Consider the following 20,352-nt stretch of genomic DNA (forward strand, 5'->3'; position numbering starts at 1 on the left):
AACCGAGAGACATCATGGGCCTGTTCACCCAGATCGTCACCCTCCCCCTGGCGCCGGTGCGCGGTGTCGGCTGGGTGATGGAGCGCGTCCTGGAGGCAGCCGAGGACGAGTACTACGACCCGGCGCCTGTCCAGAGCGAACTCGCCGCACTGGAAAAGCAGTTGCTCGCCGGGGAGATCGACGAGGAGACGTTCGACCGGCGCGAGGACGAACTGCTCGACCGGCTGGAGGAGATACGGAACTTCCGCAACCAGCAGCCCTGATCCGGCACCAGGGAACACGCGCTAGGGAACATGAGGCCACCACCGTGAGTGAACCACTGGGCAACCGGCTCGGCTCCTCCTCGTCGCGGGCGGCGCCGGCGTACGGGCAGGGCTCGTCCGCCAACCTCGCCGACATCCTCGAACGCGTCCTCGACAAGGGCATCGTGATCGCGGGCGACATCCAGATCAACCTGCTCGACATCGAACTGCTGACCATCAAACTCCGGCTGCTGGTCGCCTCCGTCGACAAGGCGAAGGAGATGGGCATCGACTGGTGGGAGCACGATCCCTCCCTGTCCTCGCGGGCCAGGGGCGAGCACTCGCTCGCCGAGGAGAACGCCCGCCTGCGGGCCGAACTGAACGCGCTCAGGCAGCCGGAGGAGCTTCTCGAGGCCGAACCGGAGGTGCTGGAGGAGGAGGAGGAGGAACCCGAGGAGGAAGTGGAAGACGTCGAGGTGGAGGAGGAAGAACCCGAGGAGGAGGAAGAGGAGGAGGAAGAGGAGGAGGAAGAGGAGCCTGAGGAGGAGGAAGAGGAGGAAGAGGTCGAGGTGGAGGAAGAGGAACCGGAGCCAGAGCCGGAGCCGCGCCCCGCCCGCCGCCGGAAGCGGGCCCGTCATGAGTGACCTCATGACCTACGTCTACGGCGTGACCCGCGCCGACGACACCCTGGCGGAGCGGGTGGCCGCGCTGGAGGGTGTGGTCGGCGCCCCCGTGCATCTGGTGCCCGGTGGCGACGGCCTGGTGCTGGTGGCGAGTTCGGTGCCGGCGGAGGACTTCCGGGAGGAGGTGCTGCGCCGGCGGCTGGAGGATCTGGACTGGCTGACGGCGGTGGCCCGCGCCCATCACGGGGTCGTGGAGGCGGTCGCCGCGCACTCCACGATGCTTCCGCTGCGCCTGGCCACCGTGTATCTCGACGACGCGCGGGCGCGCGAAGTGCTGGACAGCGGGCGGGAGATGTTCGCGGACCGGCTGGCGCGACTGTCGGGACACGTCGAGTGGGGGGTGAAGGTCTACGTGGAGCCCTCGGCCGCTCCGGAGACGCCCGCCGCCCCGGCCGAGGCCGAGCTGAGCCCCGGACGCTCGTATCTGCGTGGCCGCAGGCAGCAGCAGCGGGTGCGGGACACCGCGCACGGGTCGGCCCAGCGGGCGGCCGAGGGCATCGAGGCGGCTGGACGGGCGTACGCCACCGAGCGGGCCCGGCACCGGGTGCAGCAGGGGACGCTCGCCGAGGCTGCGGGCGAGAACGTCATGAACGACGCCTATCTGGTGCCACTGGAGCACGGCGAGGCGTTCCGGGCCGAGGTGGCGCGGGCCGCCGACGGGCTGGCGGGGGTGCGGGTCGAGATCACGGGGCCGTGGGCGCCGTACTCGTTCGCCATGGCGAACGAGGAGAGCGGCGACGACGCGACGGGGGCCGGGCCGTGACCACTCCGGACCGGCAGGCCGCCTCCGAGCCGCTGGCGCAGCGGCAGGTTGCGCTGATCGATCTGCTGGACCGTCTGCTGAGCGGCGGGGTGGTGCTCACCGGCGATGTGGTGCTCTCCATCGCGGGCATCGACCTGGTACGCGTGTCGCTGCGGGCGCTGATCGTGTCCATCAGCTCGGAGGTGCCTTCCCCGTTCCAGGACACGACGTCGGCGCCGGCGCTGCCGCGGGGCGAGCATGACGGCTGAGGAGGAGGCGCGGGGCGGCCCGGAGCGGCGCAGGGCGGAGGTCGCGGCGGCCGCCGAGCGCGCGTTCCGGCTGCTGCCCGCGGCCCCCGGCGATCTGGCCCCCTCCGGCGAGCGGGCGTCCGCCCCGGCGCGCCGGATCACGGCCGATCCCGACACCGTGGAGCGGGACTTGATGAAGCTGGTCCTGACCCTCGTCGAGCTGCTGCGTCAGCTGATGGAGCGGCAGGCGCTGCACCGGGTCGACGAAGGTGACCTGACCGAGGAGGAGGAGGAGCGGCTCGGGGCGACGCTGATGCTCCTGCACGACCGGATGACCGGGCTGTGCGCCCGGTACGGCCTGACGATGGAGGATCTCAACCTCGACCTGGGTCCGCTGGGCACGCTGCTGCCGCCCCCGGAGTGAGGGCGGCAGCGGCGGCAGGGGTCACTCGTGCCAGTGGGTGGGCTTGGTGCCGGGAGGCGGGCTGCCCGGCTCGAGCCGGACCACGAACCCCTTGGAGGTGGGCTGGTTGCTGATCTCGGCGACGCTGTCGAGCGGGATCAGCGGCTGCACTTCCGGGTAGTACGCGGCCGCGCACCCTCGGGTGGTGGGGTAGGGGATGACCTCGAAGCCCTTCACCCGGCGGTCGACGTCGTCGTGCCAGACGCCGATGATGTCGACGAACTGTCCCCTGATCAGCCCGAGATCGACCATGTCCTCGGGGTTGATCATGATGATGTTGCGGCGTCCGTGGATACCGCGGTACCGGTCGTTGTTGGTGTACGGGATGGTGTTCCACTGGTCGTGCGAGCGCGTGCTCTGCAGGACCAGGTGTCCGGGGGGCGCCGCGGACATGTCCCACGCGTTGACGGTGAACATGGCCTTGCCGGTGGCGGTGGCGTAGACGCCCTCGTTGACCGGGTTCGGGAGCTTGATGCCGCCGGGCCGGGAGACCCGCCGGTTGAAGTCGAAGAAGCCGGGGATGATCTCGGCCACCCGGTCGCGGATGTTGCCGTAGTCGGCCTCGAACTCCAGCCAGGGGATGTCGACCCGGTCGCCGAGGGTGCGCTCGGCCAGGCGGCACAGGATGGCCACCTCGCTGAGCAGCAGCCGGGAGGCGGGACGGAGCTTGCCGTAGGAGGTGTGCACCTCGCTGGAGGTGTTCTCCACGGTGACGAACTGGATGCCGCCGGCCTGGATGTCGATCTCGGTGCGGCCCAGGCAGGGCAGGATCAGCGCGGTCTCGCCGGTGACGGTGTGCGCCTTGCTGAGCTTGGTGGAGATCTGCGCGGTGACCCGGCAGCGGCGCATGGCGGCGTCGGTGACGTTGGTGTCGGGAGCGGCGCGTACGAAGTTGCCCGCCAGCGACAGGAACACCTTGACCTTGCCCTCGGCCATCGCCTTGACGGCCTTCACCGCGTCGTAGCCGTGGTGGCGGGGCGGCTCGAAGCGGAACTCGGACTTGAGCGCGTCCAGGAACTCGTCGGGCATCTGCTCCCACACGCCCATGGTGCGGTCGCCCTGGACGTTGCTGTGTCCGCGCACGGGGCTGGCGCCGCAGCCGACCCGGCCCAGGTTGCCGCGCAGCATCAGGAAGTTGACGATCTCCCGGACGGTCGGCACGCCGTGCCGCTGCTGGGTGACGCCCATGGCCCAGCAGACGATGACGCTCTTGGCGTGCATGACGTAGTCGTGGGCCTCCTCGATCTGCTCCCTGGTGAGCTGGGTGGCGGTGAGGATGTCGTCCCACGAGATGCTGCGGGCGTGCTGGGCGAACTCCTCGAAGCCGGAGGTGTGGTCGGCGATGAAGTCGTGGTCGAGCACGGTGCCGGGCGCGGCGTCCTCGGCCTCCAGCAGCAGCTTGTTGAGGCCCTGGAAGAGGGCCAGGTCGCCGCCACTGCGGATGTGCATGAAGAGGTCGGAGATCTTGACGCCGTCGCCGACGATGCCCCGGATCTGCTGCGGGTTCTTGAACCGCATCAGTCCCGCTTCGGGCAGCGTGTTCACCGCGATGATCTTGCCGCCGTTGTCCTTGCACTCCTCCAGCGCGGACAGCTGGCGGGGGTGGTTCGTCGCCGGGTTCTGGCCGACGAGGAAGACCAGGTCGGACTGGTAGATGTCGTCCAGCGAGACGGTGCCCTTACCGGTGCCCAGCGTCTCGTGCAGGCCGAAGCCGCTGGTCTCGTGGCACAGGTTGCTGCAGTCCGGCAGGTTGTTGGTGCCGAAGGCGCGGGCGAACAGCTGGAGCACGAACGCCGACTCGTTGCTGGCCCGCCCGGAGGTGTAGAAGCACGCCTCGTCCGGCGAGTCCAGGGACTTCAGCTCGTCGGCGAGCAGGTCCAGCGCGTCGGCCCAGCTGATCGGCTCGTAGTAGTCCGAGTCGGCCCGCTTGATCATCGGCTCGGTGAGGCGGCCCTGCTGGTTGAGCCACAGGTCGGACTGCTCGTTGAGCCAGGAGACGGTGTGGGCGCGGAAGAACTCGCGGGTGATCCGGCGCCCGGTGGCCTCGTCGTTGATGTGCTTGGCACCGTTCTCGCAGTACTCGTTCATGTGCCGGTGGCCCGGTGCCGGGTCGGCCCAGGCGCATCCCGGGCAGTCGATGCCGCCGACCTGGTTCATGGTCAACAGCGTCGTCGCCGTGGTGCGCAGCGATGCCTCGTCGAGGGAGTACTCCAGGGCGTGCGTCACCGCGGGGACGCCCGCCGCCCATTTCTTGGGCGGGCTGACGGTCAGCGGCTCGTCCGGCTCGTGCTTCGGCGCCTTCTTCATGGAAATGCCTCTCGCTCTGTCCTGCGGAACGCAGGGGGCCGCTCGGTCGTCCGGTGTCGCGTGCCGGCTCGGGGGTCAGCCGACGGGCCACTTGGGGACGCGACTCCTGGGCGGGTCCGGCTCGGAGGGCGAGACCCGGCCGTGGTGGATGGAGCCCCGCCAGGCGCCGCTGGCGTCGCCGAGGCCCTCGATGAACTCCTTGAAGTTCTCGAGCGACTCGCGGACGACCCGACGCACCCGGTCCGCCGATCCCGGCAGTCGGCCGCTGAGCCCGCGCGGCTCGATGTGCATCTTCACCGTGATCACGGTGCGGCCCGGCGCGGCCTCGCGGAAGGACACGTCGCCCCACAGCCAGGGGTCGCGCCCCACACTTCGCCAGGCGATCAGCGAGTCCGGTTCCTGCTCGACGATCTCAGCCATGAACTCCTTGCTGAGCAGCCCCGTCTTCACCTTCCACCGGGTCATCGCGGGACCGACCTGGTCCACGCGCTGCACGGCGGTCATGATCCGGGGAAAGCTCTTGAACTGGGTCCACTGGTCGTACGCGGTGCGGACGGGTACTCGGACCTCGACCGACTCTTCGATACTGCTCATGGTCCACCTGCTTCCAGGCACGGATGAATCCAGTCTTGCCGGACCGCGCACCCGTCGCCACAGCGGGGAAATGGGCACTCGAAGCCGCATTTGCCAGCTTTTGGGCGAAAGGTATGGACATGACGCGCAGCGACGACACCCTGTCCGAAGGCATGTCCGCGCTGGTCACAGGCGGTTCCCGAGGTCTCGGCCTGCTGACGGCCGCGCGGCTTTCGGCTCGCGGATGCGAGGTGACGATACTCGCGCGGGATTCCGAGGAATTGGCCCGGGCGATGGGATGGATACGCCGCCGGACCGGCCGTACGGTGCGCGCGGTGGTGTGCGACGTACGGGACGAGGGCGCGGTGTCGGCGGTGGTCGAGGAGACGGCCGCGGCGACCGGCGGGCTCGACGTGGTGATCGCCAACGCGGGCGTCATCCAGGTCGCCCCGGCCGAGGCGGCGGGCAGCGGGGCCTTCCGGGACGCCATGGCGACGATCTTCGACGGCACCCTGTACACCTGTCTGGCCGCGCTCCCCCATCTGCGCCGCAGCCCGGCCGGCGGCCGCCTCGGCCTGATCGGCTCGGTCGGCGGACTGGTCTCCCCGCCGCACCTGGTCCCCTACTCCTGCGCGAAGGCGGCCGTACGGGCGCTGGGCGAGGGGCTCCAGGCGGAGACGGCCGGGAGCGCGGTCAGCGTGACGACCGTCCATCCGGGCCTGATGCGCACCGGCTCACATCTCCAGGCCGAGTTCGGCGGGCAGGCGGAGGCGGAGTACGCCTGGTTCTCCACGCTCGCGGGCGCGCCGGTGCTGTCCATGGACGCGGAGCGGGCGGCGGAGAAGGTCGTCCAGGCGGTGGAGCGCCGCCGCACCCGCGTGGTCCTCACCCCGGCCGCCCGCCTGGCCTCGGTCGCCCACGGGGTGGCGCCCACGGCGACGACCCGGGCGACCGGTCTGGCCGCCCGCGCCCTCCCCCAGCCCCCGCCCGACGGCCACCCCCGCCCCCTGCGCCAGGGCCACTCCCTCCGCGCTCCCCACTCCCCCACCTGGCGCCGGGCCCTCAACAAAGCCGGCCGAGCCCTCAACGACCGAGCGGCCCGCCGCTACAACCAACAGACCCCGGGCCCGCCTACGAGCGCGTGACAGCTCTCACGGCTTCCGCCAGATGAGCGAGTACCGGCGCAGCACGTGCCGCCGATAGCGCACCCCGGGCAACAACAGCCGCGCCGCGGCACGCACCTCGCCGTAGCTCATCCCCGCCCTCGCCAGACGACTTGTCGATGCCGGTGACGTGCCGGACGCGGCTCGCGAGCTTGCGTGCCAGCAGCCCGTCCCCGCAGCCGACGTCCAGGGCGTCCCCGCACCCGCGGGGAACCTGGCGCAGGATGCCGGGGTGGCGGGCGACGTTGGTGTTCCAGTACGGGTCCGGGCCGGGTCGGGGCATGTCGGCATCGTAGGGAACTGGCGGCCGCGCCGGCGGATGTCCGGAGATCACGCGCCGGCGCGGGGAGGCTACGCGCCCTCGCGCAGCGTCCGCTCCAGCGCCGCCAGCCCCTCGGCGTAGATGCCGTGGAACAGGGCGACCGCCTCCTCCTCGGTGGCGCCGGCCGGGGTGAAGGTGCCGGACCACTCGACACGGGCGGTGCCGGCGTCGGGGAGGTCGCGCACGGTCAGGGTGGAGAGGTAGCCGGTGACCGGGAAGGGGGCCTTCAGGATGGCGTAGGTGCAACTGCGGGCCTCCTCGTCGAAGGCGATCAGGCGCTCGACGATGACCTCGCCCCCGGCGTTGGTGAGGGTGCGGACGCGGCCGCCCTCGCCGAGGGTGCTGCCGGGGATGTAGGGGAGCCAGTCGGGCAGGGAGCCGAAGCCGCCGATGAGCCGCCAGACGTGCTCGGGGGTGTGGGGGACGTCGATGTACGTGCTCGTGCTTGCCATGGTGCTTTCCTCGGGAGGTCGGTCGGGGGTCAGACGGTGGGGACGGGAGCGGCGGCGGAGATCAGGTTCTCCGCGCGCAGGTCCGCCCAGAACGCGGCCGGGACGCTCTCGTGCAGCGCGGCCACGTCCTCGGCGATCCGGCTGGGCCGGGTCGCGCCGGGGACGACGGCGGCGGTGGCGGGGTGGGCCAGGGCGAACTGGAGGGCCGCCGCCTTGATGGAGACGCCGTGCCGCTCGGCCAGGGCCTTGATCCGGTCGACCTTGTCGAGAATCGCCTGCGGGGCCTCCTGGTACTCGAAGTGCCGCCCGCCGGCGAGCACGCCGGAGCTGTAGGGACCGCCGACGACCATGTCGACGCCCTGTTCGGCGGCGGCCGGGAGCAGCCGCTGGAGGGCGCGGTCGTGGTCGAGCAGGGTGTAGCGGCCGGCGAGGAGGAAGGCGTCGGGGCGGGGCTCGTCGAGGTCGAGGGTCAGCTCGATCGGCTCGACCTTGTTGACGCCGAGGCCCCACGCCTTGATGACGCCCTCGTCGCGCAGCTCCTGAAGGACGCGGAAGGCGCCGGTGCGGGCGGTCTCGTAGCGGGCGAGCCACTGGTCGCCGTGGAAGTCCTGGGCGATGTCGTGGACCCAGACGATGTCCAGCCGGTCGGTGCCCAGCCGCTTCAGGCTGTCCTCGATGGAGCGGAGGGTGGCGTCGGCGGTGTAGTCGTCGGTCATCCGGTTGGGGCGGCCGTGCTCGAAGAGGCCGCCCTTCTCGCCCAGCTCGCGGGCGGCCGGGTCCTCGATGTCGTCGTGGATGACGCGGCCGACCTTGGTGCTGAGCACGTAGTCGTCGCGCGGGCGGCCGGCGAGGGCCTCGCCGAGGCGTATCTCGGACAGGCCGGCGCCGTAGAAGGGCGCGGTGTCGAAGTAGCGGATGCCCTGGTCCCAGGCGGCGGCGACGGTCGCGGCGGCCTCTTCCTCGGGGATGGCCCGGAACATGTTGCCGAGCGGAGCGGTGCCGAAGCCCAGGGGACCGGGGAGGAGGGACTTGATACCCATGTGAGCGTGATCCTTGCTTTTGTGGGGTTGCGCGGGCTTTGCAGTGGTCCGCGGTTCTTGCTCTGTCGAGGCTAGGATCGAAGCTTGAGACTGTCCAAGACTTGCTTGGACATACTTGAGTCCCTGGAGGTCTCACATGCTGGATCTGCGCCAGCTCCGCTATTTCGTGGTCGTCGCCGAGGAGGAACACGTGGGCCGCGCGGCCGAGCGCCTGCACATCTCGCAGTCGCCGCTCAGCCGCCAGATCGCCCAGCTGGAGAAGAACCTCGGGCTGACCCTGTTCGAGCGCAGCCAGCAGCGTATCCGGCTCACCGCGGACGGGCGGGTCTTCCTCTCCGAGGCCAAGGCGCTGCTGCGGCACGCCGACCGGCTGGAGAACCTGGGCCGCCGGCTCGGCCGGGGCGAGGAGGGCGGGCTGTGCATCGGGTACACGGTCGACGCCATGCACACCGGGGTGCTGCCGCGCGCGCTGCGGGAGCTGCACGACGAACGGCCGGGCATCCACGTCGCCCTCTACAACTTCTCCGCCGCCGAGCAGTTCGAGGGTCTGCGCCAGCGGAGCCTGGACATCGCCCTGGTACCGGAGCCGCCGGCCGAGGACGATCCGGATCTGCGGGCCGCGCTGCTGACCGACGACCCCCTGCTGCTGGCCGTGCCGACCGGGCATCCGCTCGCCGAGTCGGCCCGCGTGGACCCGGCCGACCTGGAGGAGCAGCCGTGGATCGCGGTGGAGAACAGCCGACGCCCGGCCTGGCGGGACGAGTTCATCGCCGCCTGCGCGGCCGCCGGGTTCACGCCCGACATCCGGCTGGAGGCGTCCGAGCCGCTGACCGCGCTCGGGCTCGTCGCCTCCGGGCTCGGGGTGGCGCTGATCCAGCGGAGCATGCTGCGCGGACCGGTCGCGGGGGTGACGGTGCGCGAACTGCCCTGGCTGGACATGTCCGTTCGGCTGTGGGCGGCCTGGCACCAGGTCGATCTCCGGCCCGTGGTGACGTCGTTCCGCACCACCGTCCTCGACACCCGCGACCAGGCCGCCGACGTGACGGACTGACCAGGGCGGTCAGTACCGCAGCAGCGCCGCCACTCCGCCGGCCTCGGCGAGGGTGCCGTCGGGCACGAACAGGATCTGGGAGTCGGCGTCGATGGCCCGGTCGACGAGTTGCTCGATGATGTCGGTGGCCACGCCGATGGTGTGCGGCGGCGGCTCGACGTCCGGCCTGGGGTCGGGCAGCGTGACCGGCTCGGGCACCTCGACCAGCTCCAGCACCCGGCCGTCCTCGGTGATCCGGCCCGCGAGGTCCAGCCCCTCCTCCACGAGCAGCCGCGCCACCCGCTTGTCCGCGACGGCCGTCCAGACCTCCAGAGGCCCGCCCGCGTACTTGCCGAGCCCGCGCGCCTCGCCCAGTTCGTCGACGGCCTCCGCCACCTGCTTCTCGCGGAACTCGGCGAGGACCGGCTCCAGCCGCTTCATCAGGTCCTTCGCCCGGTCCTTGTCCATCCCGGTCAACGGCAGGGTGCCCGCGATCATGTTGCCGTGCGTGGTGACGGCCTTGAACGCCGCGAGGATCTTGTCGCCGCCGATGACGAACAGCGGCAAATCGCCGTCGTGCTCCCCGACGGCGTCACCGAGACGCTTGTCGACCATGCGCAGGTACTGCTCGACGCGCGCCTTGTGCCCCTCGTACGGGGCGGAGTGCGGGATCGCGCCGGGCAACGCGTCCTCCGGCGACGGGATCTCCGGCGCGCTCGGGAAGCCGTGGTGTTCCACCTCGTCCAGGCGCCGCACCGAACCGTGGTAGAGGCGGCACATCTCCTGGTCGAGGACGAGCACGAGGAACGGCCGGGACCGCTGCTCGGCGGCTTCCAGATACCGCGTCAGGAACTGGTCGGCGAACTCCACGCGCGGGCGCACCGGCGCGAGGGAGGTCATCTGCCAGACCTGGACCGGCTCGTCGGCGGCCACGTAGACCACCATGGCGTCGTCGGGGTGGAAGGGGTCGGCCACCTGCTCGATCACCGAGGTGTCCAGCATGTGGTCCCGCAGCTCCAGCCGGGTCTCCCGCGAGACGTCCGGGTCGTCCGCCAGCCGGCGCTTGGCCTCGGTGACGAGGTCGCGCAGCAGGATGCGGCTCTTCTCACTGAAGGGGAAGTCCGGGTCGGTCGGCATCACCAGGGTGATGGCGGGGTACGGCCTCGGCTCGCTCAGAGCGGCACGGATCTCAGGAGTCAGCTCAGAGGTATGCACCAAGTCAGCGTCGCACCGCGCCCCCGCGCCCGCACCTCGAAACAGGCCCCGGCCCGGTCGCCCGAATGGCGGAGCGGACATACCATGAACCGTAACGAAACGGGCGCCGTCGTACGCCGGTGACCGGATCTCCCTGGACATCTCCCTGGACACGCAGACCTGATGCGAGCAAGGAGTCGAGTCATGCGTAAGAACTCTCCGGTGAAGGGGCATCACGGCCTGGGCGCACGGGGGCAGGGCAAGCAGCTCTACTACCACACGCAGATCCCCGAGGCCGCCGCCCGGCAGGCGAAGGACCAGCAGCCGGGCCGGCATCAGCAGCAGGAGCGCAAGCAGCCCAACGGCCGCTGGACCTGACGCTCATCCCTGGCGCGAGCCGGGGCGGAACTTCGGGACCCGTACGGTGATCTTCGTGCCGGCACCCACGCCGGTCTCGATGACCAGACCGTACGGGTCCCCGTACACCTGCCGCAGCCTGCGGTCGACGTTGCTCAGGCCGATGCCGGTGTCGGGTCCGGCGGTGCCGCGCAGCAGGGCGCGGAGCCGGTCGGGTTCCATGCCGACGCCGTCGTCCTCGATGACGACGCGGGCCTCGGTGCCCTCGTCCTCCGCGATGATCGTGATGCGGCCGCGCTCCGCGGACTCCTCCAGACCGTGTTTGAGCGCGTTCTCCACGAGCGGTTGCAGACACAGGAACGGCAGGGTCACCGGCAGCACCTCGGGCGCGATCCGCAGGGTGACGGCGAGACGGCGGCCGAAGCGGGCGCGGGCGAGTTCGAGGTACTGCTCGATGGAGCGCAGCTCTTCGGCCAGCGTGGTGAAGTCGCCGCCCCGGCGGAACGAGTAGCGGGTGAAGTCCGCGAATTCCAGCAGGAGTTCACGGGCCCGCTCGGGGTCGGTGCGGACGAACGAGGCGATGCTCGCCAGGGAGTTGTAGATGAAGTGGGGGGAGATCTGGGCGCGCAGGGCGCGGATCTCGGCCTCGATCACGCTGGAGCGGGCCCGGTCCAGGTCGACCAGTTCGAGCTGGACGGAGACCCAGCGGGCGACCTCCTCGGCGGCCCGGAGCAGCACCCCGGACTCGCCGTCGCCGAAGGCGGCGAGCACGCCGGTGACCCGGCCGTCCACGGTCAGCGGGGCGAGCACCCCCTGCCGGACGGGACAGTCGGCATGGGCGCAGACCAGTTCCACGCTCTGGGTCCGGCCGCCGCGCACCACGGCGGGCAGCCGTTCGGCGATCTGGGCGCGGTGGTGGTCGCCCGCGCCGTCCCAGGCGAGGACGGACTCCTCGTCGGTGAGGGCCAGCGCGCCGGTGCCGAGCAGCGGCCGCAGCCGCCGCGCCGCTTTGCGGGCGGTGTCCGGGTTGAGGCCCGCGCGCAGCGGGGGCGCGGCGAGCGAGGCGGTGTGCAGGGTGTGGAAGGTGGCCTGTTCGACGGGGGTGCCGGGGCCGGCCGGATTCGCCTGCTGGCGGCGGAGGGCGACATGCCCGAGCGCGGCCCCGAGCACGAACAGCGCGAGCCCCGCGACGGCAAGCAGCAGCACCCCGAGCACGCTCAACTCTCACTCCCTGCTTCGTTTCGGCTTCTCATGACCGGTGTAGGGGCCGTGCGGCCGGGCCCGGTGACGGTTGACCGGCGCGATCGCCGAGCACCGGCGTGAGCATGCCGCACGCCGGCCACGCGGCACACTCGAGGCCCACTCCGCACCGGCTGCTCACGCCCGCCGCTCCGGCAGGTGCAGCCGGGCCATCGTGGCCGCCGTGCCGGGCGGGACGCGGCGCCGGGTGGCGAGCGAGGTCAGCACCATCGCCGCGAAGCCGACGGGCACCGACCACACGGCGGGCCAGGCCAGCAGGGTGTGCGTCCAGCCGGAGCGGGCGCCGCCGGCGATGGTCGCGGTGACGGCGGTGAGCGCCGAGCCGCCGCCGAGGATCAGTCCGGCGATCGCGCCGGGCGGGGTCAGTCCGCGCCACCAGATGCCGAGGATCAGCAACGGACAGAAGGAGGACGCGGACACGGCGAACGCCAGCCCGACCGCGTCGGCCACCGGCAGCCCGCCGACCACCGTGCCCACGGCGGTGGGCACGGCGATGGCCGGTACGACGGCGAGCCGGAAGTGCCTGAGCCCCAGCGCCGGGAGCACGTCCTGCGCGAGCACCCCGGCGACGGACATGGTGAGCCCGGAGGCGGTGGAGAGGAAGGCCGCGCAGGCCCCGCCCGCGACCAGCGCGCCGAGCAGATCGCCGCCGACCCCGCCGATCAGGCGTTGCGGCAGGACGAGGACGGCGGCGTCGGTGTCGCCGGTGAGCAGCAGGTCGGGGGCGTACAGCCGGGCCAGCGAGCCGTACAGAGGCATCAGCAGGTAGAACGCGCCGAGCAGGCCGAGCACGATGACGGTGGTGCGGCGGGCGGCGCGGCCGTCGGGGTTGGTGTAGAAGCGGACGACGACGTGGGGCAGGCCCATGGTGCCGAGGAAGGTGGCGAGGATCAGCCCGTAGGTGGCGTACAGGCCGTGTTCCCCGCGGCTCGGGGCGAGGGGTTCCGACCGGTTCGAGGCGAAGCCTGTCGCCCGGTCGGGCAGCGGTACTCGGGCGCCGGAGGGGAAGCGGAGTTCGGTGTGCGCGCCGATGTGGTGACGGCCCTCGGTGAGGACGAGGGCGGCCTCGCGCAGCGGGTGTCCGTCGACGCTGCCGGAGGCGGTGACACGTACGGGTTCGTGCACGGTGACGGTCACCGGCCGGTCGACGCGGACCTCGGTGGCGCGGTGGAAGACGGGCCGCTCGTCCCAGGCGGGCAGCGGGGCGCGGTCGGCGTGCCAGGCGGCGAGCAGGAACACCACGGGCACCAGCAGGGCGGTGAGTTTCAGCCAGTACTGGAACGCCTGGACGAAGGTGATGCTGCGCATGCCCCCGGCGGCGACGGCGGCGGTCACCACGGCGGCGACGACCAGTCCGCCGAGCCAGCCGGGCGCGCCGGTGAGCAGCCGCAGGGTGAGGCCGGCGCCGCGCAGCTGGGGCAGCAGATAGAGCCAGCCGACGCCGACCACGAGCACCCCGGCGATCCGGCGCACGGCCCGCGACTCCAGCCGGGCTTCGGCGAAGTCGGGCAACGTGTAGGCACCGGAGCGGCGCAGCGGGGCGGCGACGAAGGCCAGCAGGACGAGGAATCCCGCGGTGTAGCCGATGGGGAACCAGAGCATGTCGACGCCCTGGGCGAGCAGCAGTCCGGCGATGCCGAGGAAGGAGGCGGCGGACAGGTACTCGCCGCTCACCGCGAAGGCGTTGAGCCGGGGGGCGACGGTGCGGGAGGCCACGTAGAAGTCGGAGGTGGTCCGGGAGACGCGCAGGCCGAGCGCGCCGACCAGTGCCGTGGCGAGCACCACGGCGGACACCCCGGCTATTCCGTAGGTCTGGTTCAACGCCCGGTCACGTCACCCTCGTTGCGCTCGGCACGGCGGACGTACCAGGCGCCGGTGGCGAGCAGGACGGGGTAGGGCGCGACACCCAGCAGCAGCCAGGCGGCGCCCTGACTGGTGTCACCGGGCGGCAGGAGCCGGAACACCACGGGGAGCAGTCCGAGGGGAAGGGCGAGCAGGGAGCACGCGCCGAGACCGATCCGTATCTGACGTCGCATCAGTTTCTTCACGACGGCGTCGTCGTGCCCGGGATTCCGCGGATGCGCGGTGCCGGTGCGGGCGGGGCGGCCGGTGCCGGGGGCTCCGGTGACCACCTCCCGGCGCGGTGCGGGTTCCGCACCCATGACGCACCCCCCGTGCCGCCGGTGATCACCTTGTTGCGGCGAGTGTACGCAGCGCTCCTGTGGTGAGACAGGGCCCTGACGGGGTTCGGCACAGGGTCGCCACAGTGCGCCGCCGGACCCCGGCCGCTCACCGGGCGCGGGCCGCGGTGCCGGTGGCGCGGCGGGCCAGCAGGTCGCGCAGTTCACGGGCGTTGCGGCGGCTGACGGGGAGGACGCGGTCGCCGACCCGGACGGTCAGGTTGCCGCCGTCCAGGCGTAGTTCCTCGATCCGGGCGAGTGCGACGAGATGACTGCGGTGGATGCGGACGAACCCGTGCGTCCGCCACTGCTCCTCCAGTGTGGACAGCGGTACGCGCACCAGGTGGCTGCCGCGCCGGGTGTGCAGCCGGGCGTAGTCGCCGTGCGCCTCGGCGTAGACGATGTCGGCGACGGGCACGAACCGGGTCACCCCGCCGAGTTCCACCGGGACTTGGCCGCCGGTGGGCGGTGCGGCCGGCTGGGCGCGGGGGCCCTGGCCGGCGTGGGTCAGCTCGGCCACCCGGCGCACGGCCTCGGCGAACCGCTCCTTGCGCAGCGGCTTGAGGAGGTAGTCGACGGCCTTGAGGTCGAAGGCGCGGACGGCGAAGTCCTCATGGGCGGTGACGAAGACGATGAGCGGCGGTGCGGCGAACCCGCCGAGCAGGCGGGCCAGTTCGAGGCCGTTGAGACCCGGCATGCTGACGTCGAGGAAGACGACGTCGACGGCGTCCGCGCCGCCCTCGACCGCCCGGCTGAGGGTGCGCAGCGCCTCGGTGGCCTCCAGCGCGGGCAGCACGCTGCCGACCCTGGGGTCCTGGTCGAGCAGGTACAGCAGCTCTTCGAGCGCGGGTTCCTCGTCGTCCACCGCGAGGACCCGCAACAGGCCCTCGCGGCTACCGTCTTGTGCCGCCGTCTCCGTCGGCCGCGTCCGCCCCGTCCCGCTCATCCCCGACGATCCCTCTCTCCCGTGCCCGTGGGAGGAATCGTGGGCCCTGTCACGGGCGGCGTCCAGCACGGCGGCGCACCGATTCACCAAGACCGCTCAGGCCGCCGGCACCGTCTCGTCGTCCCGTCCGGCGAACTGGGTCCGGTACAGCTCGGCGTACCGCCCCCCGGCCGCGAGGAGTTGGTCGTGGGTGCCGCGTTCCACGATCCGGCCGGCCTCCACGACGAGGATCTGGTCGGCGGCGCGGACGGTGGAGAGCCGGTGGGCGATGACGACGGCGGTGCGGTCCTGGAGCGCCTCGGCCAGGGCCTCCTGGACGGCCGCCTCGGAGGTGTTGTCGAGGTGCGCGGTGGCCTCGTCGAGGATGACGACGCGCTGGCGGGCCAGCAGCAGCCGGGCGATGGTCATGCGCTGGCGTTCGCCGCCGGAGAGCCGGTAGCCGCGCTCGCCGACGACCGTGTCGAGCCCGTCCGGCAGGGACCGTACGACCTCGGCCAGCCGGGCCCGGCCGAGCGCGGCCCACAGTTCGTCGTCGGCGGCGTCGGGGCGGGCGAGGAGCAGGTTGGCGCGGACGGTGTCGTGGAAGAGGTGGCCGTCCTGGGTGACCATGCCGACGGTGGCGCGCAGCGAGGCGGTGCTCAGGTCCCGTACGTCGATCCCGCCGACGCGTACGGCGCCGCCGTCGGCGTCGTACAGCCGGGGCAGCAGCTGGGCGATGGTGGACTTGCCGGCGCCGGAGGAGCCGACCAGGGCGACGGTCTCGCCGGGGGCGGCGCGGAAGGAGACCCCGTGCAGGACTTCGGCGCCGCCGCGTACGTCGAGTGCGGCGACCTCCTCCAGCGAGGCGAGGGAGACCTTGTCGGCGGCCGGGTAGGCGAAGCGCACGTCGTCGAACTCGATGGCGACCGGGCCGTCCGGCACCGCGACCGCGTCGGGTTTCTCGGCGATGAGCGGCTCCAGGTCCAGCACCTCGAAGACCCGCTCGAAGCTGACCAGGGCGCTCATCACCTCCACCCGTGCCCCGGCGAGCGAGGTGAGCGGGGCGTAGAGCCGGGTGAGCAGCAGGGCGAGGGAGACGACGGCGCCGGCCTCCAGGGTGCCGCGCAGCGCGAACCAGCCGCCGAGGCCGTAGACGAGGGCGAGCGCGAGGGCGGAGACCAGGGTGAGGGCGGTGATGAACACCGACTGGGCGGTGGCGGTGCGCACGCCGATGTCGCGGACCTCGCGGGCGCGGGCGGCGAACTGGGCCGACTCCTCCTCCGGGCGGCCGAACAGCTTGACGAGGGTGGCGCCGGGCGCGGAGAAGCGTTCCGTCATCCGGGTGCCCATGGCCGCGTTCAGCTCGGCCGCCTCCCGCTGCATCCGGGCCATGCGGCGGCCCATCCGGCGGGCGGGCAGCACGAACACCGGCAGCAGGACCAGGGCGAGCAGGGTGATCTGCCAGGACAGGGTGAGCATGACGGCGAGGGTGAGCAGCAGGGTGACCACGTTGGTGACCACGCCGGACAGGGTGGAGGCGAAGGCCCGCTGGGCGCCGATGACGTCGTTGTTGAGGCGGCTGACCAGGGCGCCGGTGCGGGTGCGGGTGAAGAAGGCGACGGGCATCCGCTGGACGTGGTCGAAGACGGCGGTGCGCAGATCGAGGATGAGCCCCTCTCCCAGAGTCGCCGACAGCCGCCGCACGAAGACGCCGAGCCCGGCCTCCGCCAGCGCGACGACCGCGATGAGCAGCGAGAGCCTGACCACCCGGCCGGAGTCGTGGCCCGCCACGATGGCGTCGACGACGCGTCCGGCGAGTACCGGGGTGGCCACGGCGAGCAGGGCGGTGACGATGCCGAGCAGGACGAACCGGGTGATGCCCGCCCGGTGCGGTCGGGCGAAGGCGGCGATGCGGCGCAGCGTGGCGCGGGCGAGGGGCCGGCGCTGCTGCTGCGCGGTCATCACGCTGTGCAGCTGCGTCCAGGCGGTGGTTTCCATGCTCATGAGCCCAACGTAAGACCTCAAGTTTGGTCGAGGTCAACCGCTCGGGGGCCGCGTGCGGCACAGTGACCCTTCCAGCAGCTCGGCGAGGAGGAGTCAGGGTGCCGGTTCGGGTGGAGACGAAGGATCATGTCACGACGGTCGTCCTGTCACGCCCGGCGGCGCGCAACGCGGTCGACGGCCCGACGGCGACCGAACTGGCCGCCGCTTTCCGGGCGTTCGAGGCGGACGACCTTGCGCGCGTGGCGGTGCTGTGGGGCGAGGGCGGCACGTTCTGCGCGGGCGCCGACCTGAAGGCGATCGGCACCGGGCGCGGCAACCGGGTCGCGCCGGACGGCGACGGCCCGATGGGGCCGACCCGGATGCGGCTGTCCAAGCCGGTGATCGCGGCCGTGGCCGGGCATGCCGTGGCGGGCGGTCTGGAGCTGGCCCTGTGGTGCGATCTACGGGTGGCGGAGGAGGACGCGGTGTTCGGCGTGTTCTGCCGCCGCTGGGGCGTACCGCTGATCGACGGCGGCACGGTACGGCTGCCCCGGCTGATCGGGACCGGCCGGGCGATGGACATGATCCTCACCGGCCGGCCGGTCCCGGCCGCCGAGGCGCATGCCATCGGTCTCGCGGACCGCGTCGTCCCCACGGGCCGCGCCCGCGCCGAGGCGGAGGAGCTGGCGGCGACGATCGCCCGCTTCCCGCAGGACTGCCTCCGGTCCGACCGGGCCTCCGTGCTCGACCAGGAGGGACTGCCCGAGGAGGAGGCGATGCGGGGTGAACTCCGGCACGGTACGGGCGTGTTGGCCGAGGCGTCGGAGGGGGCGGCCCGGTTCGCCGGGGGTGCGGGGCGGCACGGCATGTTCGGGGAGGCGTGAACTCGCGGCGGGTACACGCCTGCAACCGTCGGCCGCACGAGGGTCGCACTCACCCTCGTACGGCCGACCGCCCCCGCAGGACCGTCACTTGTAGACGATGACCCGTCCGTCCCTGCCGTCGTGACCCCGCCGCCCCCAGGGGCCCCGTCTGCCGTCGTCGCCGTCGTCCCCGTCCTCCCCCGGCCGACCCGTGGGGCCGAGGGGACCGGCGTCGCCGGACGGGCCGGAGGGGCCGGGCGGGCCGGGCGGGCCCTGGTGCGTGCCGGTGCCGCCGTCCTCGAGACTGACGCGCTGCATCTGCATCTCGTCGAGCTGCTGTTGGTGGGCGACGAGCAGGACCGCCTGCCCGATCAGTACGACGGTCAGCGCCGCGCCGACCGCCATGCGGCGCCGCGACCCGCGCAGCACCTCTTTGACGCTTCTCATTGATCCTCACACTGTGTGACGGTGAAGCACGACGGACGACGGTTCACGGGGGTGACCGCGGGGGTAGCGCTAGCTCGCCGGAGGGGCGACGGCGTCCTTGCCGTCCTTCCCGTCCTTGCCGTCCTTCCCGGCGGGCCCGGCCGCGCCGTCCGCACCGTCCGTCCCGTCCTTCCCGGCCGGGCCGATGGGACCGGCGGGGCCGGTGGGACCGGGCGGACCGGAGGGGCCGGGCGGACCCGGCTCCATGTCCTTCTGGAAGTCGACGGTCTGCGTCTGCAGACCCTGGATCTGCAGGTGCTGTTCGACGATGACGGCGGACTGCACGACGAGCGCGATGGTGAGCACGGCGCCGAGCACGAAGGGACGCCGCGGGCTGCGCAGCGTTTGAGTCACGCTTCTCATATTTATCCTCACGCTGAGTGACGAGCGAAAGTGTAAAGGACGATAAGTCCAGAAAAGCGAATCGCCGCGTCGAGTGTCCGCGCGGCACTTCAGGGGCGCCGGACCCCGACTCCGCGAACGTCGGGACGACCGACGGAACACCGGACGACCGGTCACTGTCCGTACATCCTCGGACGGTACGAACTGCCCTGCGGATACGGCAGGATGACCACACGTGCCCTTCATCGAACCTTCGTACAGTGAGCACGTTCGCCCATCCCGGACAGCGAACAGGTGACAACGTGACGCAACATCACATCCGGCCGGCATCGGCGTCCTCGGCCGCCGCGGGGCGTCCTGGTGGAGGTGACCGATGAACCGTGGCGTGACCCTGGACGACCTGGTCCTCGCCGGCATCGCGCTGGCCGCCGGTCTGGTGCTGGCCTTCCTGTCCCGCACAGTGCTGCGCTGGCTGGCCAAGCACGCCAAGCGGACCCGCTGGAGCGGTGACGACGTCATCGTGGACGCATTGCGTTCCGTCGTACCGTGGGCGGCGATAGCGGGCGGTATCTCGGCGGGCGCGGCCGTGCTGCCGCTGACCCGTACCGTGCAGCACCACGTCAACCAGTCCCTCCAGGTCTGGCTGATCTTCGTGGTGACCCTGTCGGCGGCCCGGGTGATCGCGGGCCTGGTGCAGAGCGTCACCCAGTCCCGCTCGGGCGTGGCGGGCTCGGCGACCATCTTCGTCAACATCACCCGCGTACTGGTGCTGGCCATCGGGTTCCTGGTGGTGCTCCAGACGCTCGGCATCTCGATCGCCCCGCTCCTCACCGCCCTCGGTGTCGGCGGTCTGGCGGTCGCGCTGGCACTCCAGGACACGCTGGCCAACCTCTTCGCGGGCATCCACATCCTCGCCTCCAAGACCGTGCAGCCCGGTGACTACATCCGGCTGAGCAGCGGCGAGGAGGGGTATGTCGTCGACATCAACTGGCGCCAGACGACCGTGCGTCAGCTCTCCAACAACCTGGTGGTCATCCCCAACGGCCAGCTCGCCAAGACCAACATGACCAACTTCACCCGCCCCGAGCAGGAGTTGACGGTGCTGGTGCAGGCGGGGGTGAGCTACGACTCGGACCTGGAGCACGTCGAGAAGGTGACGGCCGAGGTGGTCGACGAGATCATGACCGAGATCACCGGCGCCGTCCCGGAGCACGAGGCGGCGATCCGCTTCCACACCTTCGGCGACTCGCGGATCGGGTTCACGATCATCCTGGGCGTCGGCGAGTTCAGCGACCAGTTCCGGATCAAGCACGAGTTCATCAAGCGCCTGCACCGCCGCTACCGCGAGGAGGGCATCCGTATCCCGGCCCCGACCCGCACGGTCGCCCTCCAGCAGGGCTCGGTACTGATACCGCAGCAGCGCACCGCCGAGGACATGCCCACGGGCCCGACCCTGGCCGACCAGTGAGCGAGATGGCGGCGCCCGCTGGGCCGGGC

Annotated in this window: 22 protein-coding genes; 10 read left to right on the forward strand and 12 right to left on the reverse strand. The window is 72.0% G+C overall.

Features of this window, described 5'->3' with window-relative positions; all coding sequences use genetic code 11:
• The first annotated feature begins 14 nt into the window (after window positions 1-14).
• From ACIGA3_RS05515 to ACIGA3_RS05535, 5 genes are read left to right on the forward strand one after another with little or no spacing between them, the layout of a single operon-like run.
• Window positions 15-263 (forward strand): gas vesicle protein GvpG, encoded by a 249-nt coding sequence (locus ACIGA3_RS05515; protein ID WP_391293766.1) that lies wholly within the window; start codon window positions 15-17, stop codon window positions 261-263.
• Window positions 264-307: 44 nt separating this feature from the next.
• Window positions 308-886, forward strand: coding sequence for a gas vesicle protein (locus tag ACIGA3_RS05520; protein ID WP_399710851.1), 579 nt, complete (start codon window positions 308-310; stop codon window positions 884-886).
• Window positions 879-1,688 carry a GvpL/GvpF family gas vesicle protein gene (locus ACIGA3_RS05525; RefSeq protein ID WP_399710853.1) on the forward strand — a complete coding sequence of 270 codons (810 nt, stop codon included), beginning with the start codon at window positions 879-881 and terminating at the stop codon, window positions 1,686-1,688. Before ACIGA3_RS05520 ends, ACIGA3_RS05525 begins: the two co-directional genes overlap by 8 nt.
• Window positions 1,685-1,936 carry a gas vesicle protein gene (locus ACIGA3_RS05530; protein ID WP_399710854.1) on the forward strand — a complete coding sequence of 84 codons (252 nt, stop codon included), beginning with the start codon at window positions 1,685-1,687 and terminating at the stop codon, window positions 1,934-1,936. Before ACIGA3_RS05525 ends, ACIGA3_RS05530 begins: the two co-directional genes overlap by 4 nt.
• On the forward strand, window positions 1,926-2,339 hold the full coding sequence (locus tag ACIGA3_RS05535) for a gas vesicle protein K (protein ID WP_399710856.1): 414 nt from the start codon (window positions 1,926-1,928) through the stop codon (window positions 2,337-2,339). Before ACIGA3_RS05530 ends, ACIGA3_RS05535 begins: the two co-directional genes overlap by 11 nt.
• 21 nt (window positions 2,340-2,360) lie before the next feature.
• On the opposite strand, the gene ACIGA3_RS05540 is transcribed toward ACIGA3_RS05535, so the two are convergent.
• Window positions 2,361-4,685: an FdhF/YdeP family oxidoreductase gene (locus ACIGA3_RS05540; RefSeq protein WP_399710858.1), complete on the reverse strand. Its 2,325-nt coding sequence runs from the start codon at window positions 4,683-4,685 to the stop codon at window positions 2,361-2,363.
• Between the two features lie 75 nt (window positions 4,686-4,760).
• Window positions 4,761-5,279 carry an SRPBCC family protein gene (locus ACIGA3_RS05545; RefSeq protein WP_399710860.1) on the reverse strand — a complete coding sequence of 173 codons (519 nt, stop codon included), beginning with the start codon at window positions 5,277-5,279 and terminating at the stop codon, window positions 4,761-4,763.
• 119 nt (window positions 5,280-5,398) lie between these two features.
• Here ACIGA3_RS05545 and ACIGA3_RS05550 point away from each other — a divergent pair, with 119 nt between their 5' ends.
• Window positions 5,399-6,403, forward strand: a complete 1,005-nt coding sequence (locus ACIGA3_RS05550; RefSeq protein WP_399710862.1) for an SDR family NAD(P)-dependent oxidoreductase — start codon at window positions 5,399-5,401, stop codon at window positions 6,401-6,403.
• A 369-nt stretch (window positions 6,404-6,772) separates the two neighbouring features.
• Here the strand turns inward: ACIGA3_RS05550 and ACIGA3_RS05555 are convergent, their stop codons facing one another.
• Window positions 6,773-7,195, reverse strand: a complete 423-nt coding sequence (locus tag ACIGA3_RS05555) for an SRPBCC family protein (RefSeq protein ID WP_399710864.1) — start codon at window positions 7,193-7,195, stop codon at window positions 6,773-6,775.
• 29 nt (window positions 7,196-7,224) lie between these two features.
• A complete protein-coding gene (locus tag ACIGA3_RS05560; RefSeq protein WP_399710866.1) occupies window positions 7,225-8,235 on the reverse strand; it encodes an aldo/keto reductase in 1,011 nt (336 codons plus the stop codon).
• A gap of 136 nt (window positions 8,236-8,371) precedes the next feature.
• Between ACIGA3_RS05560 and ACIGA3_RS05565 the strand changes: the two genes are divergently transcribed.
• Window positions 8,372-9,286 (forward strand): LysR substrate-binding domain-containing protein, encoded by a 915-nt coding sequence (locus tag ACIGA3_RS05565; RefSeq protein WP_399710867.1) that lies wholly within the window; start codon window positions 8,372-8,374, stop codon window positions 9,284-9,286.
• Between the two features lie 9 nt (window positions 9,287-9,295).
• Here the strand turns inward: ACIGA3_RS05565 and ACIGA3_RS05570 are convergent, their stop codons facing one another.
• Complete coding sequence (locus ACIGA3_RS05570; RefSeq protein ID WP_399710869.1) at window positions 9,296-10,480, reverse strand: hypothetical protein; 1,185 nt, start codon at window positions 10,478-10,480, stop codon at window positions 9,296-9,298.
• A 183-nt stretch (window positions 10,481-10,663) separates the two neighbouring features.
• Between ACIGA3_RS05570 and ACIGA3_RS05575 the strand changes: the two genes are divergently transcribed.
• A complete protein-coding gene (locus tag ACIGA3_RS05575; RefSeq protein WP_399710871.1) occupies window positions 10,664-10,837 on the forward strand; it encodes a hypothetical protein in 174 nt (57 codons plus the stop codon).
• A gap of 3 nt (window positions 10,838-10,840) precedes the next feature.
• On the opposite strand, the gene ACIGA3_RS05580 is transcribed toward ACIGA3_RS05575, so the two are convergent.
• From ACIGA3_RS05580 to ACIGA3_RS05600, 5 genes are all read right to left on the reverse strand, one after another.
• Window positions 10,841-12,037, reverse strand: coding sequence for a sensor histidine kinase (locus ACIGA3_RS05580; RefSeq protein ID WP_399710873.1), 1,197 nt, complete (start codon window positions 12,035-12,037; stop codon window positions 10,841-10,843).
• A 156-nt stretch (window positions 12,038-12,193) separates the two neighbouring features.
• A complete protein-coding gene (locus ACIGA3_RS05585; protein ID WP_399710875.1) occupies window positions 12,194-13,897 on the reverse strand; it encodes a cation acetate symporter in 1,704 nt (567 codons plus the stop codon).
• Window positions 13,894-14,238 (reverse strand): hypothetical protein, encoded by a 345-nt coding sequence (locus tag ACIGA3_RS05590; RefSeq protein ID WP_399710876.1) that lies wholly within the window; start codon window positions 14,236-14,238, stop codon window positions 13,894-13,896. The genes ACIGA3_RS05585 and ACIGA3_RS05590 overlap by 4 nt, the downstream gene beginning before the upstream one ends.
• A gap of 127 nt (window positions 14,239-14,365) precedes the next feature.
• The gene (locus ACIGA3_RS05595) at window positions 14,366-15,139 is read right to left on the reverse strand and encodes a LytR/AlgR family response regulator transcription factor (protein WP_399712421.1); all 774 of its coding nucleotides are present in this window, start codon (window positions 15,137-15,139) and stop codon (window positions 14,366-14,368) included.
• Between the two features lie 159 nt (window positions 15,140-15,298).
• On the reverse strand, window positions 15,299-17,179 hold the full coding sequence (locus ACIGA3_RS05600) for an ABC transporter ATP-binding protein (RefSeq protein ID WP_399712424.1): 1,881 nt from the start codon (window positions 17,177-17,179) through the stop codon (window positions 15,299-15,301).
• Between the two features lie 104 nt (window positions 17,180-17,283).
• On the opposite strand from ACIGA3_RS05600, the gene ACIGA3_RS05605 reads away from it, so the two are divergent.
• Entirely contained in the window at window positions 17,284-18,048 is a 765-nt protein-coding gene (locus ACIGA3_RS05605) for a crotonase/enoyl-CoA hydratase family protein (protein WP_399710878.1), read from the forward strand.
• An 84-nt stretch (window positions 18,049-18,132) separates the two neighbouring features.
• Here the strand turns inward: ACIGA3_RS05605 and ACIGA3_RS05610 are convergent, their stop codons facing one another.
• Together ACIGA3_RS05610 and ACIGA3_RS05615 are read right to left on the reverse strand one after the other, a co-directional pair.
• The gene (locus tag ACIGA3_RS05610; protein ID WP_399710880.1) at window positions 18,133-18,474 is read right to left on the reverse strand and encodes a hypothetical protein; all 342 of its coding nucleotides are present in this window, start codon (window positions 18,472-18,474) and stop codon (window positions 18,133-18,135) included.
• A 69-nt stretch (window positions 18,475-18,543) separates the two neighbouring features.
• A complete protein-coding gene (locus ACIGA3_RS05615) occupies window positions 18,544-18,867 on the reverse strand; it encodes a hypothetical protein (RefSeq protein WP_399710882.1) in 324 nt (107 codons plus the stop codon).
• Window positions 18,868-19,228: 361 nt separating this feature from the next.
• Here ACIGA3_RS05615 and ACIGA3_RS05620 point away from each other — a divergent pair, with 361 nt between their 5' ends.
• On the forward strand, window positions 19,229-20,323 hold the full coding sequence (locus ACIGA3_RS05620) for a mechanosensitive ion channel family protein (RefSeq protein WP_399710884.1): 1,095 nt from the start codon (window positions 19,229-19,231) through the stop codon (window positions 20,321-20,323).
• Window positions 20,324-20,352 lie beyond the last annotated feature (29 nt).

Origin of the sequence: Streptomyces sp. NPDC085596, from assembly GCF_044541565.1 — a bacterium.
Taxonomy (GTDB): Bacteria; Actinomycetota; Actinomycetes; order Streptomycetales; family Streptomycetaceae; genus Streptomyces.

Coding starts and splice junctions, on each gene's coding strand:
- ACIGA3_RS05540 (WP_399710858.1), bottom strand. CDS start 4,685: ATGAAGAAGGCGCCGAAGCACGAGCCGGACGAGCCGCTGACCGTCAGC.
- ACIGA3_RS05600 (WP_399712424.1), bottom strand. CDS start 17,179: ATGGAAACCACCGCCTGGACGCAGCTGCACAGCGTGATGACCGCGCAG.
- ACIGA3_RS05565 (WP_399710867.1), top strand. CDS start 8,372: ATGCTGGATCTGCGCCAGCTCCGCTATTTCGTGGTCGTCGCCGAGGAG.
- ACIGA3_RS05525 (WP_399710853.1), top strand. CDS start 879: ATGAGTGACCTCATGACCTACGTCTACGGCGTGACCCGCGCCGACGAC.
- ACIGA3_RS05555 (WP_399710864.1), bottom strand. CDS start 7,195: ATGGCAAGCACGAGCACGTACATCGACGTCCCCCACACCCCCGAGCAC.
- ACIGA3_RS05545 (WP_399710860.1), bottom strand. CDS start 5,279: ATGAGCAGTATCGAAGAGTCGGTCGAGGTCCGAGTACCCGTCCGCACC.
- ACIGA3_RS05575 (WP_399710871.1), top strand. CDS start 10,664: ATGCGTAAGAACTCTCCGGTGAAGGGGCATCACGGCCTGGGCGCACGG.
- ACIGA3_RS05590 (WP_399710876.1), bottom strand. CDS start 14,238: ATGGGTGCGGAACCCGCACCGCGCCGGGAGGTGGTCACCGGAGCCCCC.
- ACIGA3_RS05610 (WP_399710880.1), bottom strand. CDS start 18,474: ATGAGAAGCGTCAAAGAGGTGCTGCGCGGGTCGCGGCGCCGCATGGCG.
- ACIGA3_RS05515 (WP_391293766.1), top strand. CDS start 15: ATGGGCCTGTTCACCCAGATCGTCACCCTCCCCCTGGCGCCGGTGCGC.
- ACIGA3_RS05620 (WP_399710884.1), top strand. CDS start 19,229: ATGAACCGTGGCGTGACCCTGGACGACCTGGTCCTCGCCGGCATCGCG.
- ACIGA3_RS05550 (WP_399710862.1), top strand. CDS start 5,399: ATGACGCGCAGCGACGACACCCTGTCCGAAGGCATGTCCGCGCTGGTC.
- ACIGA3_RS05535 (WP_399710856.1), top strand. CDS start 1,926: ATGACGGCTGAGGAGGAGGCGCGGGGCGGCCCGGAGCGGCGCAGGGCG.
- ACIGA3_RS05560 (WP_399710866.1), bottom strand. CDS start 8,235: ATGGGTATCAAGTCCCTCCTCCCCGGTCCCCTGGGCTTCGGCACCGCT.